General features: G+C 61.6%; 18 protein-coding genes. 4 read left to right on the top strand and 14 right to left on the bottom strand.

The window, feature by feature from the left end; genetic code table 11:
* Positions 1–226: 226 nt before the first annotated feature.
* The 11 genes from astE to IEX57_RS00225 form a co-directional block, all read right to left on the bottom strand.
* Positions 227–1204: a succinylglutamate desuccinylase gene (astE, locus tag IEX57_RS00275; RefSeq protein ID WP_229708502.1), complete on the bottom strand. Its 978-nt coding sequence runs from the start codon at positions 1202–1204 to the stop codon at positions 227–229.
* The gene (gene astB / locus IEX57_RS00270; RefSeq protein ID WP_188701158.1) at positions 1204–2553 is read right to left on the bottom strand and encodes an N-succinylarginine dihydrolase; all 1350 of its coding nucleotides are present in this window, start codon (positions 2551–2553) and stop codon (positions 1204–1206) included. Before astB ends, astE begins: the two co-directional genes overlap by 1 nt.
* Before the next feature lie 88 nt (positions 2554–2641).
* Entirely contained in the window at positions 2642–4123 is a 1482-nt protein-coding gene (gene astD / locus IEX57_RS00265) for a succinylglutamate-semialdehyde dehydrogenase (protein ID WP_188701156.1), read from the bottom strand.
* Positions 4124–4125: 2 nt separating this feature from the next.
* The gene (gene astA / locus IEX57_RS00260) at positions 4126–5196 is read right to left on the bottom strand and encodes an arginine N-succinyltransferase (protein WP_229708499.1); all 1071 of its coding nucleotides are present in this window, start codon (positions 5194–5196) and stop codon (positions 4126–4128) included.
* The gene (gene aruF / locus IEX57_RS00255; RefSeq protein ID WP_188701154.1) at positions 5154–6191 is read right to left on the bottom strand and encodes an arginine/ornithine succinyltransferase subunit alpha; all 1038 of its coding nucleotides are present in this window, start codon (positions 6189–6191) and stop codon (positions 5154–5156) included. Before aruF ends, astA begins: the two co-directional genes overlap by 43 nt.
* 331 nt (positions 6192–6522) lie before the next feature.
* A complete protein-coding gene (locus tag IEX57_RS00250; RefSeq protein ID WP_188701151.1) occupies positions 6523–7515 on the bottom strand; it encodes a GlxA family transcriptional regulator in 993 nt (330 codons plus the stop codon).
* A 15-nt stretch (positions 7516–7530) separates the two neighbouring features.
* Positions 7531–8298, bottom strand: coding sequence for an ABC transporter ATP-binding protein (locus IEX57_RS00245; RefSeq protein ID WP_188701149.1), 768 nt, complete (start codon positions 8296–8298; stop codon positions 7531–7533).
* A 77-nt stretch (positions 8299–8375) separates the two neighbouring features.
* Entirely contained in the window at positions 8376–9089 is a 714-nt protein-coding gene (locus IEX57_RS00240) for an ABC transporter permease (protein WP_188701142.1), read from the bottom strand.
* Positions 9086–9772 (bottom strand): ABC transporter permease, encoded by a 687-nt coding sequence (locus IEX57_RS00235; RefSeq protein ID WP_188701140.1) that lies wholly within the window; start codon positions 9770–9772, stop codon positions 9086–9088. The genes IEX57_RS00240 and IEX57_RS00235 overlap by 4 nt, the downstream gene beginning before the upstream one ends.
* Before the next feature lie 75 nt (positions 9773–9847).
* On the bottom strand, positions 9848–11089 hold the full coding sequence (locus IEX57_RS00230; protein ID WP_188701137.1) for an NAD(P)/FAD-dependent oxidoreductase: 1242 nt from the start codon (positions 11087–11089) through the stop codon (positions 9848–9850).
* Positions 11090–11246: 157 nt separating this feature from the next.
* Complete coding sequence (locus IEX57_RS00225; RefSeq protein ID WP_188701135.1) at positions 11247–12023, bottom strand: ABC transporter substrate-binding protein; 777 nt, start codon at positions 12021–12023, stop codon at positions 11247–11249.
* Positions 12024–12799: 776 nt separating this feature from the next.
* On the opposite strand from IEX57_RS00225, the gene IEX57_RS00220 reads away from it, so the two are divergent.
* From IEX57_RS00220 to IEX57_RS00205, 4 genes are all read left to right on the top strand, one after another.
* Entirely contained in the window at positions 12800–13960 is a 1161-nt protein-coding gene (locus IEX57_RS00220) for a succinylglutamate desuccinylase/aspartoacylase family protein (RefSeq protein ID WP_188701134.1), read from the top strand.
* 145 nt (positions 13961–14105) lie between these two features.
* On the top strand, positions 14106–15071 hold the full coding sequence (locus IEX57_RS00215; RefSeq protein WP_188701133.1) for an ornithine cyclodeaminase family protein: 966 nt from the start codon (positions 14106–14108) through the stop codon (positions 15069–15071).
* 75 nt (positions 15072–15146) lie between these two features.
* The gene (locus tag IEX57_RS00210) at positions 15147–15788 is read left to right on the top strand and encodes a helix-turn-helix transcriptional regulator (protein WP_188701131.1); all 642 of its coding nucleotides are present in this window, start codon (positions 15147–15149) and stop codon (positions 15786–15788) included.
* A gap of 249 nt (positions 15789–16037) precedes the next feature.
* Complete coding sequence (locus IEX57_RS00205) at positions 16038–19085, top strand: NAD-glutamate dehydrogenase domain-containing protein (protein WP_188701129.1); 3048 nt, start codon at positions 16038–16040, stop codon at positions 19083–19085.
* Between the two features lie 64 nt (positions 19086–19149).
* Here IEX57_RS00205 and dgoD read toward each other — a convergent pair whose 3' ends face one another.
* The 3 genes from dgoD to IEX57_RS00190 all read right to left on the bottom strand — a co-directional run bounded on the left by dgoD (position 19150) and on the right by IEX57_RS00190 (position 21789).
* Entirely contained in the window at positions 19150–20298 is a 1149-nt protein-coding gene (gene dgoD, locus IEX57_RS00200; protein ID WP_188701128.1) for a galactonate dehydratase, read from the bottom strand.
* Positions 20295–20912 carry a 2-dehydro-3-deoxy-6-phosphogalactonate aldolase gene (locus IEX57_RS00195; protein ID WP_188701125.1) on the bottom strand — a complete coding sequence of 206 codons (618 nt, stop codon included), beginning with the start codon at positions 20910–20912 and terminating at the stop codon, positions 20295–20297. The genes dgoD and IEX57_RS00195 overlap by 4 nt, the downstream gene beginning before the upstream one ends.
* Positions 20913–21018: 106 nt before the next feature.
* Positions 21019–21789: an SDR family oxidoreductase gene (locus IEX57_RS00190; protein ID WP_188701123.1), complete on the bottom strand. Its 771-nt coding sequence runs from the start codon at positions 21787–21789 to the stop codon at positions 21019–21021.
* Positions 21790–21795: the final 6 nt, after the last annotated feature.

Raw genomic sequence — 21795 nt, 5'->3', positions numbered from 1 at the left:
AGCGGGCGCCGTCGCAGGGGTCGCCTTTTCTTTGGTGCCTTTCTTTTGACGACCCAAAAGAAAGGCACTTGCTGTCGGGCACCCCCCGACATGTAAAACACCCGCGCCGCCAGGCGCTAACACCAGTTCAAGGTTTCAAACAACAGCCAAGGCAGATTGTCGCTACCCCCCCCAAAAAACCTACCCGACACCAGCCCGTACCACCAAACAACCCCTCACAAAAAAATCAAACCACCCGCTCCACCACCATCAACCCCGCCCGTAACCCCACCTTCACCTTCGGGTTCGGAAACACAATCCGCTCTTCCTCATGCGCCACGGCGTACTGATACCCGTCATCCGTCGCAATCAAGGTGCCCTTGGGGTAGGCCGTGAAATTGGCCATTTGTGAACCCACCACCAGCACAAACCGTTCGGATTGTTTATCCAGTTGCCCCACCACATCAAAAATACGCGGGCGTGGTGCGCCTTGTGGCAGGGGCTGGCCGGAGAGCATCAGGCGCAGGCCGTCGGTGACTTTGGCAAAGCGGGTCAGGTCGTTCATGCCAAACGGCATGACCTTGCCCAGTTCCAGCGTGGCGGCCAGGGCGTTGTGCTGGCTGCAAGAGAAATACGTGAAGGTGTTGCTCTGCTCACGGTGGTTGAGCACGGCAGAGATATCCAGCGCGGCCAGCCAGTCGAACACGTCTTCGCGGTAGGGCGCGGTGCGGTGCGGCAACAGCGCAAAGCGTTCAAACACGGAGGGGCGGATGGCGGTGTGCAAGTCCAGATGCCAGCGCGCGCCGGCGGCTTCATCAAAGAAACCGGCCACGGCCCGTTCCAGCGCGGCGGCCCGGGGGGATTCGGCGCAGTGGGGCAGTTTGCGGTACGCGCCGCAGAACAGGCGGTTCAGGTCGTCATCCAGATAACGTTTGCCGGCCGTCATGGCCGGCGCGTTACCCAACAGCACCAGCACGCGGATGGCCAGCGGCAAGGCGCCACTGGCCAGGTCTGCCACCAGATCACGCAGGATCTCGATCGGCGCGGTTTCGTCACCGTGGATGCCGGCGGAGAGCACCATATGCGTGTCTACCTGACGCGGCGGCGAGAGTTCCAGCATGCCCTGCCCCAGCCAGCGCCAGCGCACGCCAGAGGGCGCGGTGCCGGCGGTGGGTTCCGGGGTTTCGTTATGCAGGGTGAAATGCAGGAAATCCTCTAGCATCATCAGGCTCCAGCTTGCTGGAAGTCGTACACCGAACCCAGGTGCAGGATGCGGGTCAGTTCGTCCAGCGCGGTACGGCATTCATCCAGCAGTTTCGGGTCTGCCAGATCGGTATCAACCAGACGGTCGCGGTAATGGCGGCCGATCCAGTCATCCAGGCGGGCAAAGCTTTGATCGTTGATCCACACCTGCGGGTTCACAGCGGCCTGTTCAGCCTCGTTCAGGACCACGCGCAGGCGCAGGCAGGCGGGGCCGCCGCCGTTGCGCATGCTTTCACGCAATTCGAACACCAGCACGTCGTCAATCGGGCCGCGACTGGCTTTCAGGCGGTCCAAATAGGCCGAAACGCGCGGGTTGTCGCGGCATTCCTGCGGGACCACCAGCACGGTTTGGCCGTCCGGGCGGGTCAGCAACTGGCTGTTGAACAGGTACGACGACACCGCATCTTGAACTGACACATCCGCCGTGGGTACTTCAATCACTTTCAGATCTGCACCCAGCGGCGCCAGCTTGTTGCGGATGGCGGTGTACACATCCGCCTGATCCAGAAACGCTTGCTGGTGGCAGAACAGGATGTCGCGGTTGCCCACGGCGATCACGTCATTATGAAATACACCAGCGTCGATGACGTCCGGGTGCTGCTGCGCAAACACCAATGCGTCCTCTTGCAAACCGTGCACGCGGGCGATGGCGGCGCTGGCTTCCAGCGTCTGCCGCGCCGGGTATTTCACCGGAGCCGGGCCACCATTGTACTCGCTGCGGCCGTAGACGAAGAACTCTACGCCGCGCTGACCGTAATCGGCACAAAAACGGGTGTGGTTGGCCGCACCTTCATCGCCCAGCGCAGGCGTACCCAGCAGCGGCGGGTGAAACGCAAAGTGGCGTTCCGACGGGAACACGGCTTGCAGCACGCGCGTGGTGGTGGGCGCTTCAATGGCGCGGTGCAACTTGCTGGACAAGCTGGCCGGCGTGAAATGCACGCGGGCATCCGGGGTATCAGCCGACGGGCTGACGGTTGCGGCGTTGGCCACCCACATGGAGGACGCAGAACTGGCCGCAGCCAGAATACCCGGCGCGGTTCTGGCGGCGCGCAGGATCATCTCGTGATCGGTGCCCGTGAAACCTTGCGAGCGCAAAAAGCGCATCGACGGGCGCTCTTGCGGCGCCAGCACGCCCTGCAAAAAGCCCATGTCGGCCAGCGCTTTCATCTTGCGCAGGCCCTGTTTGGCTGCGGCGCGCGGGTTAGCCACGCTGGCGGCATTGTTCTGCGAGGCCACATTGCCAAACGAGAGGCCGGCGTAGTTATGGGTCAGGCCGACCAGACCATCAAAATTTGCTTCGCGTGCGCTCATTGCTGCGGTGCCTCAAGCTTGAGTTTGTTGTTTAACCTGGCGCCTGCCGGCGCGGTATGACCTGCCGTGGGGTGAACCGGGATAGCCATCACCCGCCAAAATCCAGCCCCGGCGACAAGCTGGCCGGCAAGGTCAGGGTTTCAGACTCGACCGACGCCATTGGCCAGGCGGTGTAGTCCGCCGCGTAATAGGCGCTGGGGCGATGATTGCCAGAGCGGCCCACGCCGCCAAACGGCGCGCCAGATGAAGCCCCGTTGGTCGGGCGGTTCCAGTTCACCACACCGGCGCGGATACCCACGCTGAATTCTTCCCACAGCGCCGGGTCATCGGCCAGCAGGCCGGCCGACAAGCCATAGGCGGTGTCGTTGGCACCGGCAATGGCATCGGCAAAGTGTTCATAGCGGATCAACTGCACCAGCGGGCCAAAATATTCTTCGTCCGGCAGGCTGGCCACAGCGCTCACGTCCAGAATGCCTGGTGTGACAAAACCCAGTTGCGGATCAGGCTGGCGCAGCGTCAGCAAGGCTTTGGCGCCCAGGCCGATCAGTTTCTCTTGCGCGGCCACCAGTTGCGCGGCGGCTTTCTTTGAGATCACCGGACCCATAAAAGGTTGCTCTGCGGCGTCGAAACGGCCGATCTTGATCCGGCTGGCGACCTCGACAAAGCGGGCGACAAACTGGTCGCCAAACGGCGTGTTCGGCACAAAGATGCGGCGCGAGCAGGTGCAGCGCTGGCCAGCCGACAAGAAACCGGACTGGATGGCGTGATGCACGGCAGCGTCCAGATGTTCGGTCGGCGCGATCACCAGCGGGTTGTTGCCGCCCATTTCCAGCGCCAGCACGATCTCTGGCCGGCCGCCAAACTGGCGATGCAGCAAGGTGCCGGTGGCGGAGCTACCGGTAAAGAACAGGCCATCAATGCCTTTGTGGCCAGCCAGCGCTTCACCGGTGGCGCGCTCGCCCTGGACCAGTGCGATCACACCAGCCGGAATACCGGCCTGCTGCCACAACTCAACCGTCAGTTCGGCCACCATCGGCGCCAGCTCAGACGGTTTGAACACCACGGCGTTGCCGGCGATCAGCGCGGGCACGATATGGCCATTGGGCAAATGCCCGGGGAAATTGTACGGCCCGAACACGGCCACCACGCCATGCGGACGATGGCGCAACACGGCGGTGCCGTCGGCCATGGCGCCGCGCTTTTCACCGGTGCGCTCGGCATAGGCCTGGATCGAGATTTCAACTTTGCCGATCATGGCCTGGACTTCGGTGCGGGCTTCCCACAACGGCTTGCCAGTTTCCATGCCAATGGCACGGGCCAGCGCTTCCTTGTTGGCGGCCAGCAAATCGGCAAAGCGGCGTACCACCGCCACGCGGTAATCCAGCGGACGGCGGGCCCAGCCAGCAAAACCATGGCGAGCACCTTCAACGGCGGCATTCACATCGTCCGCGCTGGCGGCGTGGCCTTGCCATACCGTTTCACCCGTGGCCGGATTGACCGAGGCAAATGCGGCGCCGTGCGCCGTAACCCATGCGTTGTTGAGAAACAGTCCATTGCTTTGGGTTGCCATGTTCAGGTCCTTTTGGTCGGGTAAAGCGGCAGCACGCGTACGTGCTGGCCTGTTGTGATATTGAGTGCGCCGGCCTCGGCGGGCGTCAGGCGCAGGGTGTTGTCCTGGGGCGGGCGCGGTAGCAGGATCACCCGGAAATCAGCCATGTCGGTGCCGGACGCCAGCCATTTCTCGCCCTCGCTGGCGGCGGCGTCATCCACCACCACGCTCACCAGCCGGCTTTCGCGCACGGCGCGCAGGTTGTCGATATGCGCTTCAAGCACCGGGCCGGCATCAAAGATGTCGACATGGTTTTCAAAGCGCAGGCCTTCGGCCTCCAGCAATACGCGCGCCGGCTCGGTGTCCTTGTGCGTTTTGCCGATGGCCTCTTGTACGTCTTGCGGCAGCAGGTCTACATACACGGGCGAGCGCGGCATCAGCTCGGCCATGAAGGATTTCTTGCCATGCGCGCTGAGGTAATCCGCATCGTCAAAACCGATCTGGTAAAAGTGCGAACCCACATCACGCCAGAACGGCGACTCGCCCGCCTCGTTGAAATGCCCGCGCATTTCGGCGCAGATACGTTCACCAAAGCGGTCAGGAAACTGCGCCAGGAACATGAAGCGTGATTTCGACAACAACGCACCATTGCCGTTGATACGCGCCGCCGGTTCCAGGAACAGCGAACACAATTCGGCGTAGCCCGTCAGGTCATGCGACATGTACAACAGGCTCATGCGTGTCCAGACGTTCATTTCGCGGCTGGCGTGCACCACGGTGCCCACGCGGTAGTTATAGAACGGCTGGGTCATACCCACGGCCACTTCCAGCCCGCAGACGCCCACCACGCGACCGCTGGCAGTGTCTTCCATGACAAAGAGATAGCCCTGGTCGGCCAGCGGCGCTTCGCCGCTGATGGTGCGGCGCACGCGCTCGATACGTGCGGTCAGCGCGGGGCGATCCGGCTTGAAGCTGGTCATGCCCTCGCCCGTTTGCCCGGCCAGATGAAACAGCGCGTCCAGATCATGCGGCTGTACGCTACGAACCACGATCATCGGCGTGCTCCCGAAAGTTGCAGCGGCACGCAGCAGCATTCATCGCCTGCGGCCAGTTCCAGATGCTGGGTGATGCCGTCAGGCAAGCGGATCGGTTCATCCAGCTCGGCCGGCAGTTCCACCACCGCACAGCGAAAGTCGTCACACAAGGTATTGGCCACCAGCCAGCGCAAACCGCCGTCCGCCGCCTCCCCCGCTGCGACGGTATGACGCTGGCTGTGGCGCACGGATTCACACATGTCCACGGCTGCCGTCAGCACCGGGCCGGCGTCGAAAATATCGACAAAGCCATCGGGCTCGAAGCCTTCTTCCACATGAATGGAATACGGCAGTTCTGCATTGGGATGCGGCTCGCCCAGCACGCGCTGCGCGGCGGGCGGCAACAAGGGCACATACAGCGGGTAATTGGGCATGACTTCCGCAATGAACGTCGCGCTGCGCCCGCCTGAAGCGATTTCGACATCCGCAAAATCACGCTGGAAGAACTTGCGGCCGACGGCTTCCCAGAATGGCGAATCGCCCTGTTCATCCGTCATGCCCAGCAAAACGGTGAAGATTTCCGGCGCAAAGCGTTCACGGTGCTGCGCCACAAACAACAGCCGCGCGCGGGACAGCAAGCGCGTGGCCGTGGTGCCGTTGAGTTGCGGATCAATGTAATAACCGGTCAGCCGGCTTTTGCCGGTGAGCTGGTGGGAGATGGTCAGCGCATGCACCTTGCGGTTCACCTTGAGTTCACGCGAGGCGTGAATCAGCGCGTCGTTTCTGAACGCGTAAAACGGCTCGCTGTAACCGGCAGAGGCCACGATACTGGCCGTGCCATGCAAGTGGCCGGTGTCGGTGTCTTCCAGCACAAAGAGATAGAACTCCTCGCCCGGCGTGGTGACATCGGCACGGAAAGAGTCTTGCGACAGCGCCAGGCGTTTTTCCAGCGCCGCGCGGTCTGGCGGCAAGGAATGCAGCAATGGCCGCGCCGCGCGCGCCATCACTTCAAGCTGGTCCAGGTCTGAGAGCCTGCCGGGTCTTACCAGAAGCATGGGGGCCATCCATTGGGAAATCAGAAGGCGCAGGTTTTTTTGCGCACCCTGTCATTCTAGAAATTGCGCGGTGCGGCATCTTGCTTGTTCACGACGCAAAGTTGCGTTTTGTGCGTGAAGGCGGCGGATTTGATTCTTGCCTTTGCGGGGATGACGGGTCAGGGGTATGCACGTTTTTCCGCACCTCACACCTCACACCTCACACCTCACACNCACACCTCACACCTCACACCTCACACCTCACACCTCACACCTCACACCTCACACCTCACACCTCACACCTCACACCTCACACCTCACACCTCACACCTCACACCTCACACCTCACACCTCACACCTCCCGTCCCGCCTGGTAATTGCGGCGGTCTTCCCGCGGGGTAACGCCGAAGTGGTCGCGGTAGACGTTGGAAAAATGCGCGGCCGAGGTAAAACCGCAAGCCAGACCAATCTGCAATACGGATTTGCTGGAGCGCTGCAATTGCGCGCGGGCTTTTTCCAGACGCAGCGCCAGGTAATAGCGCGAGGGCATGGCGTCCAGATGCTGGCGGAAAATGCGTTCCAGCTGGCGGCGGGAGACACCGACCAGTTGTGCGATGTCATCGGTCGTCAGCGGTTCTTCAATGTTCGATTCCATCAGATGCAGCGCATCGGCCAGTTTGGGGTGACGCTCACCGGGGCCGGTGACAAATGGAATGCGCTGGCGGTCTGTGCTGGTACGCAAAGGGCCGGCGACCAGATGGGTGGCGACGCGTTCGGCCAGATCGGCACCGCAATCCTGGGCGATCAGCGCCAGCATGGCGTCAACCGTGGCCAGCGCGCCGGCGCAAGTGAGCCGGTTGCGGTCCAGTTCAAATACGTTTTGCGTGGGGATGACGCGTTCAAACTGTTCGCTGAAGGTGCTGAAGATTTCCCAGTTGATACTGGCCCGATAGCCATCCAGCAAACCGGCTTGCGCCAGCCAGGCCACGCCCGGGCCCATGCCCACCACGCGGCGGCAATGGCGGCCGGCGCTGGATAGCGCGCTGACAAACAAGGGGGAGCCGTCAAAGGCGCGGCATTCATCGGCCAGCACGATCAGGGTGTCGCACTGAACGGCATGGCTGAAGGCGTCATCGGCCGGTAGTTCGATGCCGCTGCTGGTGCGCAGCGGGCGGCCGTCATGGGTGAAGGTCTGCCACTGGTACAGCAGCCGCCCTTCTTGTTCGTTGGCCTGGCGCAGGGTGTCGAGCACGCTCGCCAGCGTCAGCAAAGAACACGGGGCCAGGAGGACCAGCGCCACCCGCAAGGTGGTGGCGCTGACCGGCGCGGACGGCGTGTTCGCCATGGCCCCGTTGCCGCGTTACTTCAGGCTGCCAGACAAGAACTGGCGCAGGCGTTCGCTTTTGGGCGCGCCAAACACCTCATCCGGGGCGCCCTCTTCTTCGGTGCGGCCCTGATGCAGGAACATGACATGGTTGGAGATATTGCGGGCAAAGCCCATCTCGTGCGTCACCACGACCATGGTGCGGCCTTCTTCGGCCAGTTTTTGCATGACCTTCAAGACTTCGCCCACCAGTTCCGGGTCCAGCGCGGAAGTCGGCTCGTCAAACAGCAGCACATCCGGTTGCATGGCCAGGGCACGGGCGATGGCGACGCGTTGTTGCTGGCCGCCGGACATGTGCGCCGGGTATTTGGCTTCGGTCTGCGGTGTCAGGCCGACTTTTTCCAGGTAATGACGGGCGCGTTCTTCGGCTTCGGCGCGCGTCAGGCCCAGCACATGCATCGGCGCTTCAATGATGTTTTCGATCACAGTGAGGTGCGACCACAAATTGAAGTTCTGGAACACCATGGAAAGCCGGGTGCGGATCTTCTGCAACTGTTTGGGATCACGCACCTTGAGCGCGCCGTTCTTGTCCGGCACGGTCAACACTTCAGTGCCGCCGACAATGATCTTGCCGGCGTTGGGTTGCTCCAGAAAATTGATACAACGCAGGAAGGTGCTTTTGCCAGAACCGGACGAACCGATAATGCTGATCACGTCGCCCGCTTTGGCCTCCAGCGAGACGCCCTTGAGCACTTCATGATCGCCATAGCGTTTGTGAATATCCTGAACGCTCAACGCAGACATACGGGTTCTCCAGCAAAAAGGGTCGGGCCATTGCCCGTGGTGTTCTTCAGATTCATGTTGATGTCATGCATGGGCGATCACCGACCGGCCGGGGCCTGGAAAGCCAGCCATTTACGCTCGGCAATCCGGAACAGGTAAACCAGCACAAACGACACCACCAGGTACAGCACGGCGGCAATGCCAAAGGCGGTGAATGGCTGGTAGGTGGCGGCGTTGACGTCGCGCGCCACTTTGAGCAGATCCGGCACGGTGGCGGCAAACGCAATGCTGGTGGCATGCAACATCAGAATGACTTCGTTGCTGTACATGGGCAGCGCGCGGCGCAGTGCAGACGGCAAAATAATGCGGCGATACAGCGTGAACCAGGACATGCCAAAGGCGCGCGCGGCTTCCACTTCACCGTACGGAATATTGCGGATCGCACCGACAAAGATTTCCGTCGTGTAGGCGCAGGTGTTCAGCGCAAAGGCCAGCACGGCACAGTTGAACCCGTTGCGAAAGAACATGCTCAGCAGCTCGGTCTTTTGCACAAAGGTAATGCCGTAAATGCCGGAGTAGATCAGCAACAGTTGCACATACAGCGGTGTGCCACGGAACACATAGCTATAAATGCGTACCGGGATCGACAACGCCTTGTATTGCGATACGCGCGCTGTCGCCAGCACCAGCGCCATTGCAAAGCCGATGGCCAGCGACAGCACCAGCAGCCACAAGGTCATGGCCAGGCCCGACATCTGCGAGCCATCGTTATACAGATAGGCTTGCCAGTAGGTTTGCAGGGTTTCGATCACAGCTGCGCCCCCCGCACGCCCACGGCGTAACGCTTGTTCAGTTTGTTCAGGACCAGGTTGGAGAGCGACGTCAGCACCAGGTAAATGGCGCCCAGCCAGATCATGAAATAGAACATGTTGAAGGTGCCCTTGCCTGCATCGGTGGCCGCTTTCACCAGGTCAGACAGGCCGATGATGGACACCAGCGCGGTAGCCTTGAGAATCACCTGCCAGTTGTTCGCCAGGCCCGGCAGCGCAAAGCGCATCATTTGCGGGAACAGAATGCGGCGAAAGACCTGGCCCCCGGTCATGCCAAACGCATGGCCGGCTTCCAGTTGCCCGCGCGGCACAGAAATAAACGCGCCACGGAAGGTTTCAGTGAAATACGCGCCGTAGATAAAACCAATCGTCAGCACCCCCGCCAGAAACGGGTTGATGTCGATCTGGTCCCATTTGAGCGCATCGGTCACCTGGTTCAGACCAATCTGGATGCTGTAGAAAATCAGCAGCATGAGCACCAGATCAGGCACGCCCCGGATCAGCGTGGTGTAGGCGGTGGCAACCCAGCGCAACGGGGTTGAGCGCGACAGTTTGGCCGATGCGCCGGCAAGGCCGATCAGCACCGAGACCAGCAAGGAGAGCAGCGCCAGTTGTATGGTTTGCCATACCCCCAGCAGCAGCACTCCGCCATATCCATAAAACATCCCTTGTCTCCAATGGGGAAGCTGGCCGTTAACACGGCGCAGACTTGTATTCTTTATGGCCCTGAGCGGGCGTGTTCAGGCAAACCGCGCCGGACTGTACGGGCGCGGATCAGTCAGCGGGGTTTCGCCCGTCATCATCTGCGCCAGCAAGCGGCCGCACACCGGCCCCAATGTCAGGCCATGGTGATTGTGGCCAAAGGCAAACCACAAACCTTCATGCCGCGGTGCCGGGCCCATCAGCGGTCGCATGTCTGGCGTGCACGGGCGCCGGCCCATCCACGGTTGCATGTCGGTACGCGGGCCAAAATCAAAGACTTCACGTGCTTTTTGTTCTGATTGATCCAGTTGCGCCGGGTTGGGCGCAGCGCCTTTGGCGGCCAGTTCCACGCCTGTGGTCAGACGCAAACCGCCACGCATGGGCGTCAGCACGTAGCCTTCTTCCAGATCGACCACCGGGATCACCAGCGGCGTTGCCCCCAGACGGTAATGCATGTGGTAACCGCGTTTGCCCAAGAGCGGCACGTGGTAACCATATTGCGCGGTCAGTTCAGTCGACCACGGCCCCAGCGCGACTACGGCACGCGGCGCATTGATCACACCCGCTTCGGTGCTCACTTGCCAGGACAAGCCCTCACGCATCAGCGTCAGCGCGTCACCCTGGACCAGCGTGCCACCTTCGCGCACGAACAGTGCGGCATAACCGGCCACCAGCGCGCCCGGATCGCTGACGGTTTTCGGGTCCAGCCAGTGCAAGGCACCCACAAAGCATTCGTTGATCGAGGGTTCCAGCGCACGCAGTTGCTCCCCCGTCAGTATCTGCATTTTCAGGCCATGTTGCTCAGCCAGTTTGCTGGCCTTGGCGGCTTCTTCGGCAAACAGGGCCGGCGTGCGGTAGGCCTCCAGCCAGCCCGCATCACGTACCAGATGCTGCATGCCGGCGCGTTCGATCAGCGCATCGTGCTCGGCAACGCTGTTTTCAATCAGCGGCAACATGTCAGCAGCGGCTTTGGCCAGCCGGTTGGGGCGGGATTCCCGCCAGTAGCGCAGCAGCCACGGCGTCATGGCCGGCAAAGCCGCCGGCTGATAGCGCAAGCTGGACGAATGATTGCGCGCGTACTGCAGCACGGTGCGCAAGTCCTGCGGAAAACCGTAAGGCACCACGGCGGAACGCTCGATCAGCCCGGCATTGCCAAAGCTGGTTTCCTCGCCCGGCGCGCGGCGGTCGATCAGCGCCACCTTGAGGCCGCGATCCTGCAGATGAATGGCCGTACAGACGCCGACAATACCGGCGCCCAGAACGATGACGTCTGCGTGCATGGACAAACCCGAAAGAAAAATCAGACAAGGCACCCGGCCAGGTGATCAGCAGATCACCCGCCAGGCTGGCGTTGCCCGTGCAGGACGCACCGGCAACGCACGCCACCTTGAACCACAAACCCGCCCTGCCACAAGGCTACAGACGGGCTGATGGCCCTTACTTGGCGATGATGTCGCGCTTGAAGTACTTCATGGACAGCTTGCTGAACGAGCCATCCTTCTTCAGCGAATCAATGGCAGCCTGCACCTTGGCGCGCTGCGGATCACCCTTGCGCATGCCCAGACCCGTGCCTTCGCCCAGGGTATCCGGGTCAGACAGCGGGGCGCCGGCGTAGTCAAAGTCCTTGCCGGCCGGCTTGCTCAGGAAACCATCCATGGCGGTTTGCGACTCTTGCACGGCGGCGTCGATACGGCCAGCCACAAGGTCAGCATAAACCTGGTCCTGATCCTGATACGACGTCACCTTCACACCGGCCGTGGCCCAATGCTTCTTCAGGTAGTCTTCCTGGGACGAGCCTTGCAGCACGCCCACGGTCTTGCCCTTCAGGCTGGCGGTCGTCGGCATCAGGTTGGAGCCGCGCTTGGCCACCATCTGGATCGGCACGATGTAGACCGGGCTGGTGAAATCAATCGCCGCTTTACGCTTGGCGGTGATGTTCATGGCCGAGTTGATGGCGTCGAACTTGCGGGCTTGCAGCGCCGGGATCAGACCATCAAAGCTGTTTTCGACGTAAACGCATTTCACCTTCATGCGCTCACAGATCATGTTGCCGATTTCAACGTCAAAGCCTTGCAGCTTGCCGTCGCCCGATTTGCTCTCAAACGGGGGGTAGGTGGCTTCCAGACCCATCTTGAACGTCTCCTGGGCGTGCGCGGCACCCATCACACAGACAAGGGCAGAAGCGCCCGCGCAAAAAGCCATCTTCCAGTTCATGTTTTCCTCCAGACCACAAGTTGATGCATAAAGCTGGTGCCGCACCACCCGTCCACCGGGTTCAGGCGCGCACACACGCGTTATACGATGCCGGGATGCATGAATTCTGACAATTCGGGCTTCCACCACTTTTGCGCTGTTTTTTGCATTGCAGCAGCGGGAAAATTACCGTTGTCAAAACAACGTCATACCGGTGCTTCGCAAGGTCGTACCCCTTCAACACGCCACGCCTGATTTTTTGTCTGTGTTCAGCGCATGCCGTTTGCGGTGGTTTTCTGTGTTTTGTTCTGGTGAAGCATGGCGGCTTGTCCTTGAGCTGCCCGGGCCATCGGCCTGGTCTTTATCGGGTAACCAGGGCCAATGTGCAACCGGTTCCCAGCATGCCCATACCCCGGCGGTCGTTCTTGCGTGATCACGACAAAAACTGTCGCAAGTGCACCGCCCTTGCCGCTTTTCAGTCGGGCCCACGGCTGCTGCGGCGCAGCAAGACAACCGGCCGGCAAGGCGCCTGCCGCCTTTGTTTTTGCTTTTTAAAAACAACCCTGTAAGCGCAAAAATTTCACATATGCTGAAAGCACACCAGGCAGATCCAGCGGCCTGGTCAAGGGCGGCTCTGCCATTGTGAAAAAGATATTTTATATCCATAATGGATTTTCATTCTACAAAACGGCATCGCCCGTCGGGCCGCGGATACACCGTGGCGAACACAGGCGAAGTCTTGGCACGCAAGGCTTCGGGACTGGCAAGTGGCACTGTAACGGTATCGAGGAATCCTCATGACATACCTGAAACAAGACATTTCGTTGCCGGGCATGGGGCCTGGCATCGCACCCCGCCTCGTCACGCACACGTTTGGTAACCCGCACTCGGGCAAGAGTGCTTACATCCAGGCCGGCCTGCACGGCGATGAGCACCCGGGCTTGCTGGTGATCCAGCACTTGCTGGTGTTGCTCAAAGCGCTGGATCAGCAAGGCGCCATTGCCGGCTGCGTTACGCTGGTGCCCTACGCCAACCCCATTGGCATGGCGCAGCGCGTCTTCGGCCCGATTGTCGGACGCTTTGATTTTGAAAACGGCGAGAACTTCAACCGCAACTACCCCACGCTGTCTGACGCCGTGCGCGAGCAAGTGAACAGCGGCAAAGGCGCCGGCATGACCGCGCGCGACTGGAAAGCGTTTTTCCAGGAACAACTGGATGCGCAGCAACCGCCGCGCCACGTCACCGGTGCCATGAAGCTGGAATTATCACGGCTGGCAATGGCCCATGACGTGGTTCTGGATTTGCACTGCGACACCGATGCGATCGCCCACTTGTATGCCTCCCGCCTGCAAAGTGCGCGTGCCTGCAAGCTGGCCAACCAGATCGGCGCGCCTGTGGTGCTGGTCGAGGAACCGGAAAGCGGTGGCTATTCTGGCGGCAATTCATTTGACCAGATGCACGCCAATGCCTGGTCCGTACTGGTCGAGGCGGGTCTGTTTACGCCGGAAACCGCCGGCTTTGCCACCACGGTAGAACTACGCGGGCAGATTGATATCAGCGATGAACTGGCGCAGAACGATGCCGAAGCCATTCTGGATTTTCTGGCACAAGAAGGCGTGCTGAGCCAGGAAGCGGCCACCGGCAAACCGCGTCCGCATGGCGCGGCACAGGTTTACCCGCTGGAAGCCGCATCGCACATCCCCTGCCCGTGTTCCGGCGTGGTGGTGTACCTGAAAGAACCCGGCCAGCAAGTGCTCAAGGGCGAAACCATTGCCGAGATCGTCACCATTGATGGCGACCAGTTCAACGAGCGCGTGCCGATTGTGAGCGACGTTGACGGCGTGCTGGTGGTGCGCCAGCTGCACCGGCTGGTGCGCAACGGCCAACGCGCCGCGTTTGTGGCAGGCCACGCGCTGCAACCGGGGCAGCGCTCCAGCAAACTGGTGCTGGATTTCTGACCCGGCCCGCCTGTTCAACCCGGCCCGGAGCCCGCCACAACCGGCGGGCTCCGGTTTTGCAAATACTGTTTTTCACGTTGTTGTCCTGTTTGTTTCATCGCCGTCAGGGCGTCATTGTCGTCAACGTTTTACCAAAGGTTTTTTCATGAATTCCGCTGCTGCCCCCACCCCTTTGATTGCAGATGCCGCCACGGTGCGCGCCCTGTTGCCCCGCCTGGATGTGCGCAAGGTGTTGCAAGACACTTTCCACGCCCTGGGCCACGACAAAGCCGTGCAACCGGCGCAAACGCTGACCCTGTTTCCGCAGGACGCGGGCGACTTCATCACCTATCAAGGCGTGCTGGCGCATGCCGGCGTGTTTGGCGCCAAACTCTCGCCGTACATCGTCAACCCGGGCAAGCCGGTGATCACCGCGTGGACCATGCTGATGTCCATGCAAACCGGCCAGCCGCTGCTGCTGTGTGATGCCAGCCTGCTGACTACCGAACGCACCGCAGGCACCACGGCGCTGGCGGTCGACTATCTGGCCGCACCAACGGCCAGCCGCCTGGCCATTATCGGCAGTGGTGCCGTTGCGCAGGCGCACTTGCGCCATGTCGCCCGGCTGCGTAGCTGGAGCCATATCCGCGTTTACTCGCCCAGCCTGGCCGCGCAACCCGAACAACAAGCCGCCTGGCGTGCGCTTGATAGCCGTGTCGAGATTTCCGCCAGCACTGAACAATGCGTGCATGACGCAGATGTGATCATGCTGTGCACCTCATCGGGCACGCCCGTGCTGGACCCGGCCGACCTGACCCGCCCGGCGCTGATTACCTCGATCAGCACCAACGTGGTCCGCGCGCATGAGATTCCGCCGGCGGCCCTGCCCGGCATGGCGGTGTATTGCGACTACAAACGCACTACGCCCGCCAGCGCTGGCGAGATGGTGGTCGCGGCAGATCGCTATGGCTGGTCTGCCAGCAATGTGATCGGGGACCTGGCCGATCTGGCCAACCACCGCTGCGCCCTGCCGGATTACAAGAAGCACGCATTCTTCCGTTCGATCGGGCTGGGTCTGGAAGACATCGCCATTGCACATGCGCTTTATCAGGTGTTGCAGACCGGACAGTAATTTCATCGCCAGTTTCGGCGCTGTTTGTGGCATGTTACGCGGCGATCTCCGACCCAGACCTTCGCAGGACCGTGCATGACCCAGAAAAAGAATGCGACCGGCAAAGCCTTGCTGCTGGAGCGCTATCGCCACGTGGCCGATGGCATCGCCACGCTGTTCTTCCCCTACGCTGAAGTGGTCATCCACAACCTGGAAGACCAGCGCGTCGTGTACCTGGCCAATAACCTGTCCAGACGGCAGATCGGTGACGACTCTGCCCTGGAAGAACTGCGCCAGGACAGCGCCGAACGCATCATGGGCCCGTACGAGAAACTGAACTGGGACGGCCGGCGCATGCGTTCGGTCAGCATGGTGTTACGCGATGATGAGCAGCATGCCGTGGGGGTGATGTGCATCAACTTCAACATCGCCGTGTTTGACGACATGCAGTCGGCGCTCAGCCTGTTTATCAAGGGCGCTGGCGTCATCGCCCAGCCTGCGGCGCTGTTCAAGGATGACTGGCAGGAGCGCATCAACACCTTCATGCACGGCTGGTTGTCAGAGCGGCAATTGTCGCTGAATACGCTCTCCCGCAATCACCGCCAGGCGCTGGTTGAAGCCTTGTATGAAGAAGGCGCATTCCAGCGCAAGAGTGCGGCAGATTACGTGGCCAATGTGCTGGGGATGGGGCGGGCGACGGTATACAAGCACGTGAAGAAATTGAAGGAAGGCGAGTGAACGGCGGGGGTTGGCGGCAGGCCCGCAGCCACGTCAACGCCCCGTTCAGTCCGTGTTCTGACTGACGCCTCATTGCGACCTGCGCCGCTTTGACGCGTTAGTGGCCCCAAACCAGGGAAACACCCATTACTGACTTCCCGTACGCAGCATGCAAATGGCGTAACCACACAAATAACCTGTCGCTTTTGCACAAGCAGCGCCGTTTTTGCCCACTGACAATGGCTACACCTTTGTCACTGGTCAAAAACCATGCAGCAATCCAGCCTCACGCAAACTACCCATCCGCTTGAAGTTACGCTGGTCAACACCGATGCCGGTTACGGCATCACCCTCGCGCAGCACCCCGCTATCCCCTCTTTGTCCGCGCTCTTGCCCGCCCTGCACAACATGGGCCTGCAAGTTGAGCGTGAAGAACAGCAAGAACGCGCCGGCCGGCAAACCCGCCGCTCGCTCTTGTGGTTTGATGACGCCTCTGCCGCGCAACTGGCAACCCTTACCGATCCCTCACGCCTGGCGGACTTTTTGCGCCGCCTGTTCAGTGGTGAAGCCGAAGACGGCCGCCTGAACGGGCTGGCCCTGGTCGCCGGGCTCAATGCCCATGAAATCATGCTGATCCGCGCCTACGCCAGTTATCTGCGCCAGGCCGGCTGGCACATGAGCCTGCGCTATATGGCCGATTGCCTGCGCCGCCAGCCCGCCGCCGTGCGTGCCTGGCTGGGTTATCACCATGCGCGGCTGGACCCGCTGATGAGCCGCAACCGGGCTGCCGCAGAAGAACTGGAACGCGTCGCCCGTACCCAGCTGGAACGGCAGATTGCCGCCCTGGCCGATGCCGACGCGGCAGACCTGCTGGAGAAACTGCGCCAGCTGGTGGGCGCTACCGTGCGCAGCACTTATTTCTGCCACAGCACCCACGACACTTTGCCCACGTATCTGGCCATCAAGCTGGATGCACAATCGCTGGATTTCCTGCCAAAACCACGACCATTCCGCGAAATTTACGTGTTTTCAGAGCGATTTGAAGGCGTGCATCTGCGCGGTGGTGCGGTTTCCCGGGGCGGGTTGCGCTGGTCAGACCGGCGCGAAGATTACCGCACGGAAGTGCTGGGGCTGGTCAAAGCGCAACTGGTGAAAAACGCCGTGATTGTCCCGACCGGCGCCAAGGGCGGTTTTGTGTGCAAGGCACTGCCGTTTGATGCCAGCCGCGAAGCCACCCAGGCCGAGGGCGTGGCGTGCTATCAGTTGTTTATCAACGCCTTGCTGGACCTGACCGACAACCTGGTCGATGGCGTCATGACGCCGCCAGCCCAGGTCGTGCGCCACGATGCGGATGATCCGTATCTGGTGGTCGCGGCCGATAAAGGCACGGCCAGTTTTTCCGATCTGGCCAATGCCATTTCAGTCCAGCGCGGCTTCTGGCTGGGCGATGCCTTTGCCTCTGGCGGTTCTAACGGTTATGACCACAAAAAGATGGGCATTACCGCCAGGGGCGCGTGGGAAACCGCCCGCCTGCGCTTTACCGGACTGGGGATCGACTGGACGCAAGACAGCTTCACCGCAGTCGGCATTGGCGATATGAGCGGCGACGTATTCGGCAACGGCATGTTGCTGATGCCGCACTTGCAATTGCTGGCGGCGTTTGATCATCGCCACATTTTCATCGACCCCGCGCCCGCAACCGCCCAGGCCTATGCCGAACGCCAGCGCCTGTTTGCCCTGCCGCGCTCGTCCTGGGCCGACTACAACACCGCGCTGATCTCTGCCGGTGGCGGCGTGTACGCCCGCAGCGAGCGCCAGATTACGGTGTCGGACGCCACCCGCCAGTGGCTGGGCCTGAGCCAGAACACCCTCACCCCGGACGCGCTCATCCGCGCCCTGCTGGCCGCGCCGGTCACGGTGCTCTACAACGGCGGCATTGGCACCTACGTGAAAGCCGCGCAGGAAACGCACGAACAAGTGCGCGACCGCGCCAACGACCGCATCCGGCTGGACGCCCACGAAGTGCGCGCGCAGGTAGTAGTGGAAGGCGGCAATCTGGGGCTGACCCAAGCCGCCCGCGTGGCGCTGGCCAGCCAGGGCGTGCGGGTAATGACCGATGCCGTGGATAACTCGGCCGGCGTGGATTGTTCCGATCACGAGGTCAATCTGAAAATCCTGCTGCGCCAGGCCGCCTTGCCGGCTGCGGCCACCAGCGCCCTGCTGACCGATATGACCGGTGCGGTCGAACAAGCCGTGCTGACCACCAACCGCGCCCAGGCACGCCGCATTTTGCGCCACCGCCATCAGCCCGGCTTGCTGGCCGACCCCTGCGCCTTGCTGCAGCAACTGGAAAACAGCACCGGGCTGGATCGCCAGCTGGAACAACTGCCGGCCGATGCCGTCATCCAGCAACGCGAACAGCACACGCTGTACGAGCCTGAACTGGCCGTGCTGCTGGCCCACAGCAAGATGGCGATCAAATCTGCCGTGCTGGCCGGTGCGGGCGCCGTGCAACCGTGGCACCACTATCTGCTGACGCGGTATTTCCCGCAGCCGGTACGCACGCTGGATCTGACCGCACACGCGCTCAAGCACGAAATCATCGCCACGCGCCTTGCCAATGAACTGGTGGACCGCGCCGGCATCGGCTTTGCCCATGATCTGGTGCGCCGCCGCGGCTGGCCGCTGCTGCGGGTGACCGAGGCCTTTGCCTTTGCCTGGGCCGCGCTGGACATGGACAGCTGGCTGCAGCGCCATGATGTCCTGATCACCACCTTGCCCGCCGCCACCCGCCACGCCATTGATACGGCTCTGGAACGTGGTCTGGCTGAAGCAGTGCATGCGGTGCTCGCCAGCCCGGCGGTGTTGAGCCAGGCCAGCTGGGCGGTATTTGCCGATCAACTGGGCGAGTTCACCGAGGCGCCGCTGATTACGCCGGCATTGCTGCCGGAGGAAATCAACCGTCGCGTGCGCCGCTTTGTGCGCTTGTCTGCCGCCACGCCATTGATCGCCCACGGCCACCACGCGGCCACGGTGTTGAGCGCGCTGGAGCAGGTCTCGCAAAACACCGGCTTTGCCGCGATCACGCCGCGGCTGGATACCGCAGCGCAAGCCGTGATCGCCCGCATTGAACTGTTGCTGACCTCTGCGCTTTTGGCACAACGCGGCGGCGCACTGGAAGACGTGCTGCAGCGGCTGAATCTGGCCGGGGCCATGGCCGTGTTAACGGGCAGTGGCAGCGATGAGCAACTGGCTGCGGCCGTGGCGCAACTGGATGAAGCGCGCTTTCAGCATGAGTTGCGCTTGCATGTTGCGTGACGGCTCCTGGTGATGTGAATGAAAAACGCCGGTCACTGACCGGCGTTTTTTATGCTGCGGGCGCTCACCACTCTGCCACACTGCCATCCACATGTCGCCACAGCGGATTACGCCAGTCCGGCGCATTCTTGCTGCGTTCAATGATCAGCGCTTCGTCCAGTTCCACGCCCAGTCCCGGCCGGGTAAACGGCTTGATATGGCCGCTTTCCAGCGCAAAGTCTTCCTTGTTCAGCACGTAGTCCAGCACTTCACCGCCCTTGTTGTAGTGGATGCCCATGCTTTGCTCCTGGATAAAGGCATTCCAGGACACAAAATCCACGTGCAGGCAGGACGCCAGCGCAATCGGGCCCAGCGGGCAATGCGGGGCGAGCGCGACATCATAGCTTTCAGCCATGGCGGCAATCTTCATGCATTCGGTAATGCCGCCAGCATGAGAGAGATCGGGCTGCAGAATCGCCAGACCGCCTGCCGCCAGCACGTTCTTGAATTCAAAGCGCGAGAACATGCGCTCCCCGGCGGCAATCGGGATATGCGTCTGCGCTGCCAGGCGCGGGTAGTACTCGGCCTGCTCGGCCAGTACGGGTTCCTCGATAAATAGCGGGCGGTAAGGCTCCAGTTCCTTGATCAGCACCTTGGCCATCGGCGCCGTCACGCGGCCGTGAAAATCCAGACCGAACTCGATGCTGTTGCCAAAGGCTTCGCGGATTTCCGCCACTTTGTTCACCGCCGCGTCAATGGCGCGGCTGCTGTCGATCACGGCCAGTTCTTCGCACCCGTTCATCTTGAAGGTATCGAACCCCACCGCGACCCGTTCCTTGATATCCCGGATGATATCGGCCGGACGATCCCCGCCCACCCAGCTATAGGTCTTGACCTTGTCGCGCACCAGGCCGCCCAGCAACTGGTACACCGGCACGCCCAGCGCTTTGCCTTTGATGTCCCACAAGGCCTGGTCGATGCCGGCGATGGCGCTCATCAAAATGCCGCCACCCCGATAAAAGCCAGCGCGGTACATCACCTGCCACAAGTCGTTGATGCGCGCCGGGTCTTGCCCGATCAAGTATTCAGACAATTCATGCACCGCGGCCTCGACCGTGCGTGCCTTGCCTTCCAGCACCGGTTCGCCCCAGCCCACAATGCCTTCGTCGGTTTCAATCTTCAGGAACATCCAGCGCGGCGGCACACGCCAGGTACTGATTCTGGTGATTTTCATGCGGTTGCATCCTTGTATGCCTGCACAAACGCCTGCGCCTGATCCTGCGTGCGCGAAACGGGCTGGCCCGGTTTGTAGAGATCACTGCCCAGCCCGGCGCCGATACAACCGGCTGCCAGCCAGGTAGAAAGATTGGCCGGCGTCACCCCGCCCACCGCCATCACTGGCGTGGTTTTGGGCAAGACCGCCTTGATGGCCTTGATGTACTCCGGGCCGAAGCTGGCGGCCGGAAACACCTTGAGCGCCTGCGCCCCGGCGGCCAGCGCGGCAAAGGCTTCGGTCGGGGTCGCCACGCCGCACGCCATGTACTGGCCCAGCGCCACGGCACGGGTAATCACGGTCGGGTCCATATTGGGCGTCACAATCAACTTGCCGCCCAGCCCGGCCAGGGTGGCCACATCTTGTGGTGTCAGCACCGTACCGCCGCCAATCAGCGCGCGGTCGCCAAAGGCGTTCACCGCCTCACCAATGCTGATCTGCCAGTCAGGCGAATTGAGCGGGATTTCAATCGCATCAAACCCCGCTTCGATCAGCGCGATGATGTGTTGGTTTGATTCCGCCGGCGTAATGCCGCGCAAAATGGCAATCAGCGGGAGCTTTGTGGGCCAGGTCATGGGGGGTATCCGGGCACTAAACAGATTTGCGGGGCACGGCTGACAACTGCCAGTGCAGCGGTTCGGCAGATTGGCGCAACGCGGCCAGCAACCTGGTTTGCCATGCTTACTCGTGATAAAGCTGGGAACGGCCACCATCAATCAGGATGTCGGTCGCATTAATAAAACGGGCTTCGTCCGTGGCCAGAAACAGCGCGGTGTAGGCCACTTCATCCGGCTCGCCAATGCGCTTGCACGGCAAGAGTTCGGCCTGATGCTTGCGGGCGGCGACGGGGTCTGACTGGCTGTTGAAGTACGTCTCGGCAATCGGCGTCATGATCAACCCGGGCGAGATCGAATTTACCCGCACGCCTTGCGCCGCATACTGGATACCCAGCGCCCGCGTCAGGCCGATCAAGCCATGTTTGGCGACCGGGTACGGAAACGCACCGGGGATGATCTTGTGGCCGTGCACAGAAGCAATGTTGACGATGCTGCCCGCCCCCGCCTGCAACATATGCGGCAACACGGCCTGGCAGCAGTGCCACACGCCTTTGAGGTCTACCGCAAAGCAGCGCTCCCACTCTTCATCCGTAAGTTTGAGCGGGTCATTAAAGACGTTGATGCCGGCGTTGTTGACCAGCACATCAATCTTGCCAAAACGGGCCAGCGTGGCGTCGATCATGGCGTTGACGCCGGCATGATCCGCCACGTCCGCCGCAAACACCATGGCGTTTTGCGGGCCGATTTCATGAACCAGCGCGGCGGCGCGTTCGTCGTCTTGACGCACATTGATGACGACTTTGGCGCCCTCTTTGGCAAACAGGCGCACGGTGGCAGCGCCGATGCCCTGGGCCGCGCCGGTAATGATGGCGACTTTGTTGTCGAGTCTGTGCATATGATT

Origin of the sequence: Silvimonas iriomotensis (assembly GCF_014645535.1) — a bacterium.
GTDB classification, from domain to species: domain Bacteria; phylum Pseudomonadota; class Gammaproteobacteria; order Burkholderiales; family Chitinibacteraceae; genus Silvimonas; species Silvimonas iriomotensis.
The sequence above is the reverse complement of the archived record's forward strand: the minus strand, read 5'-3'. Positions and strand labels throughout refer to the sequence as shown.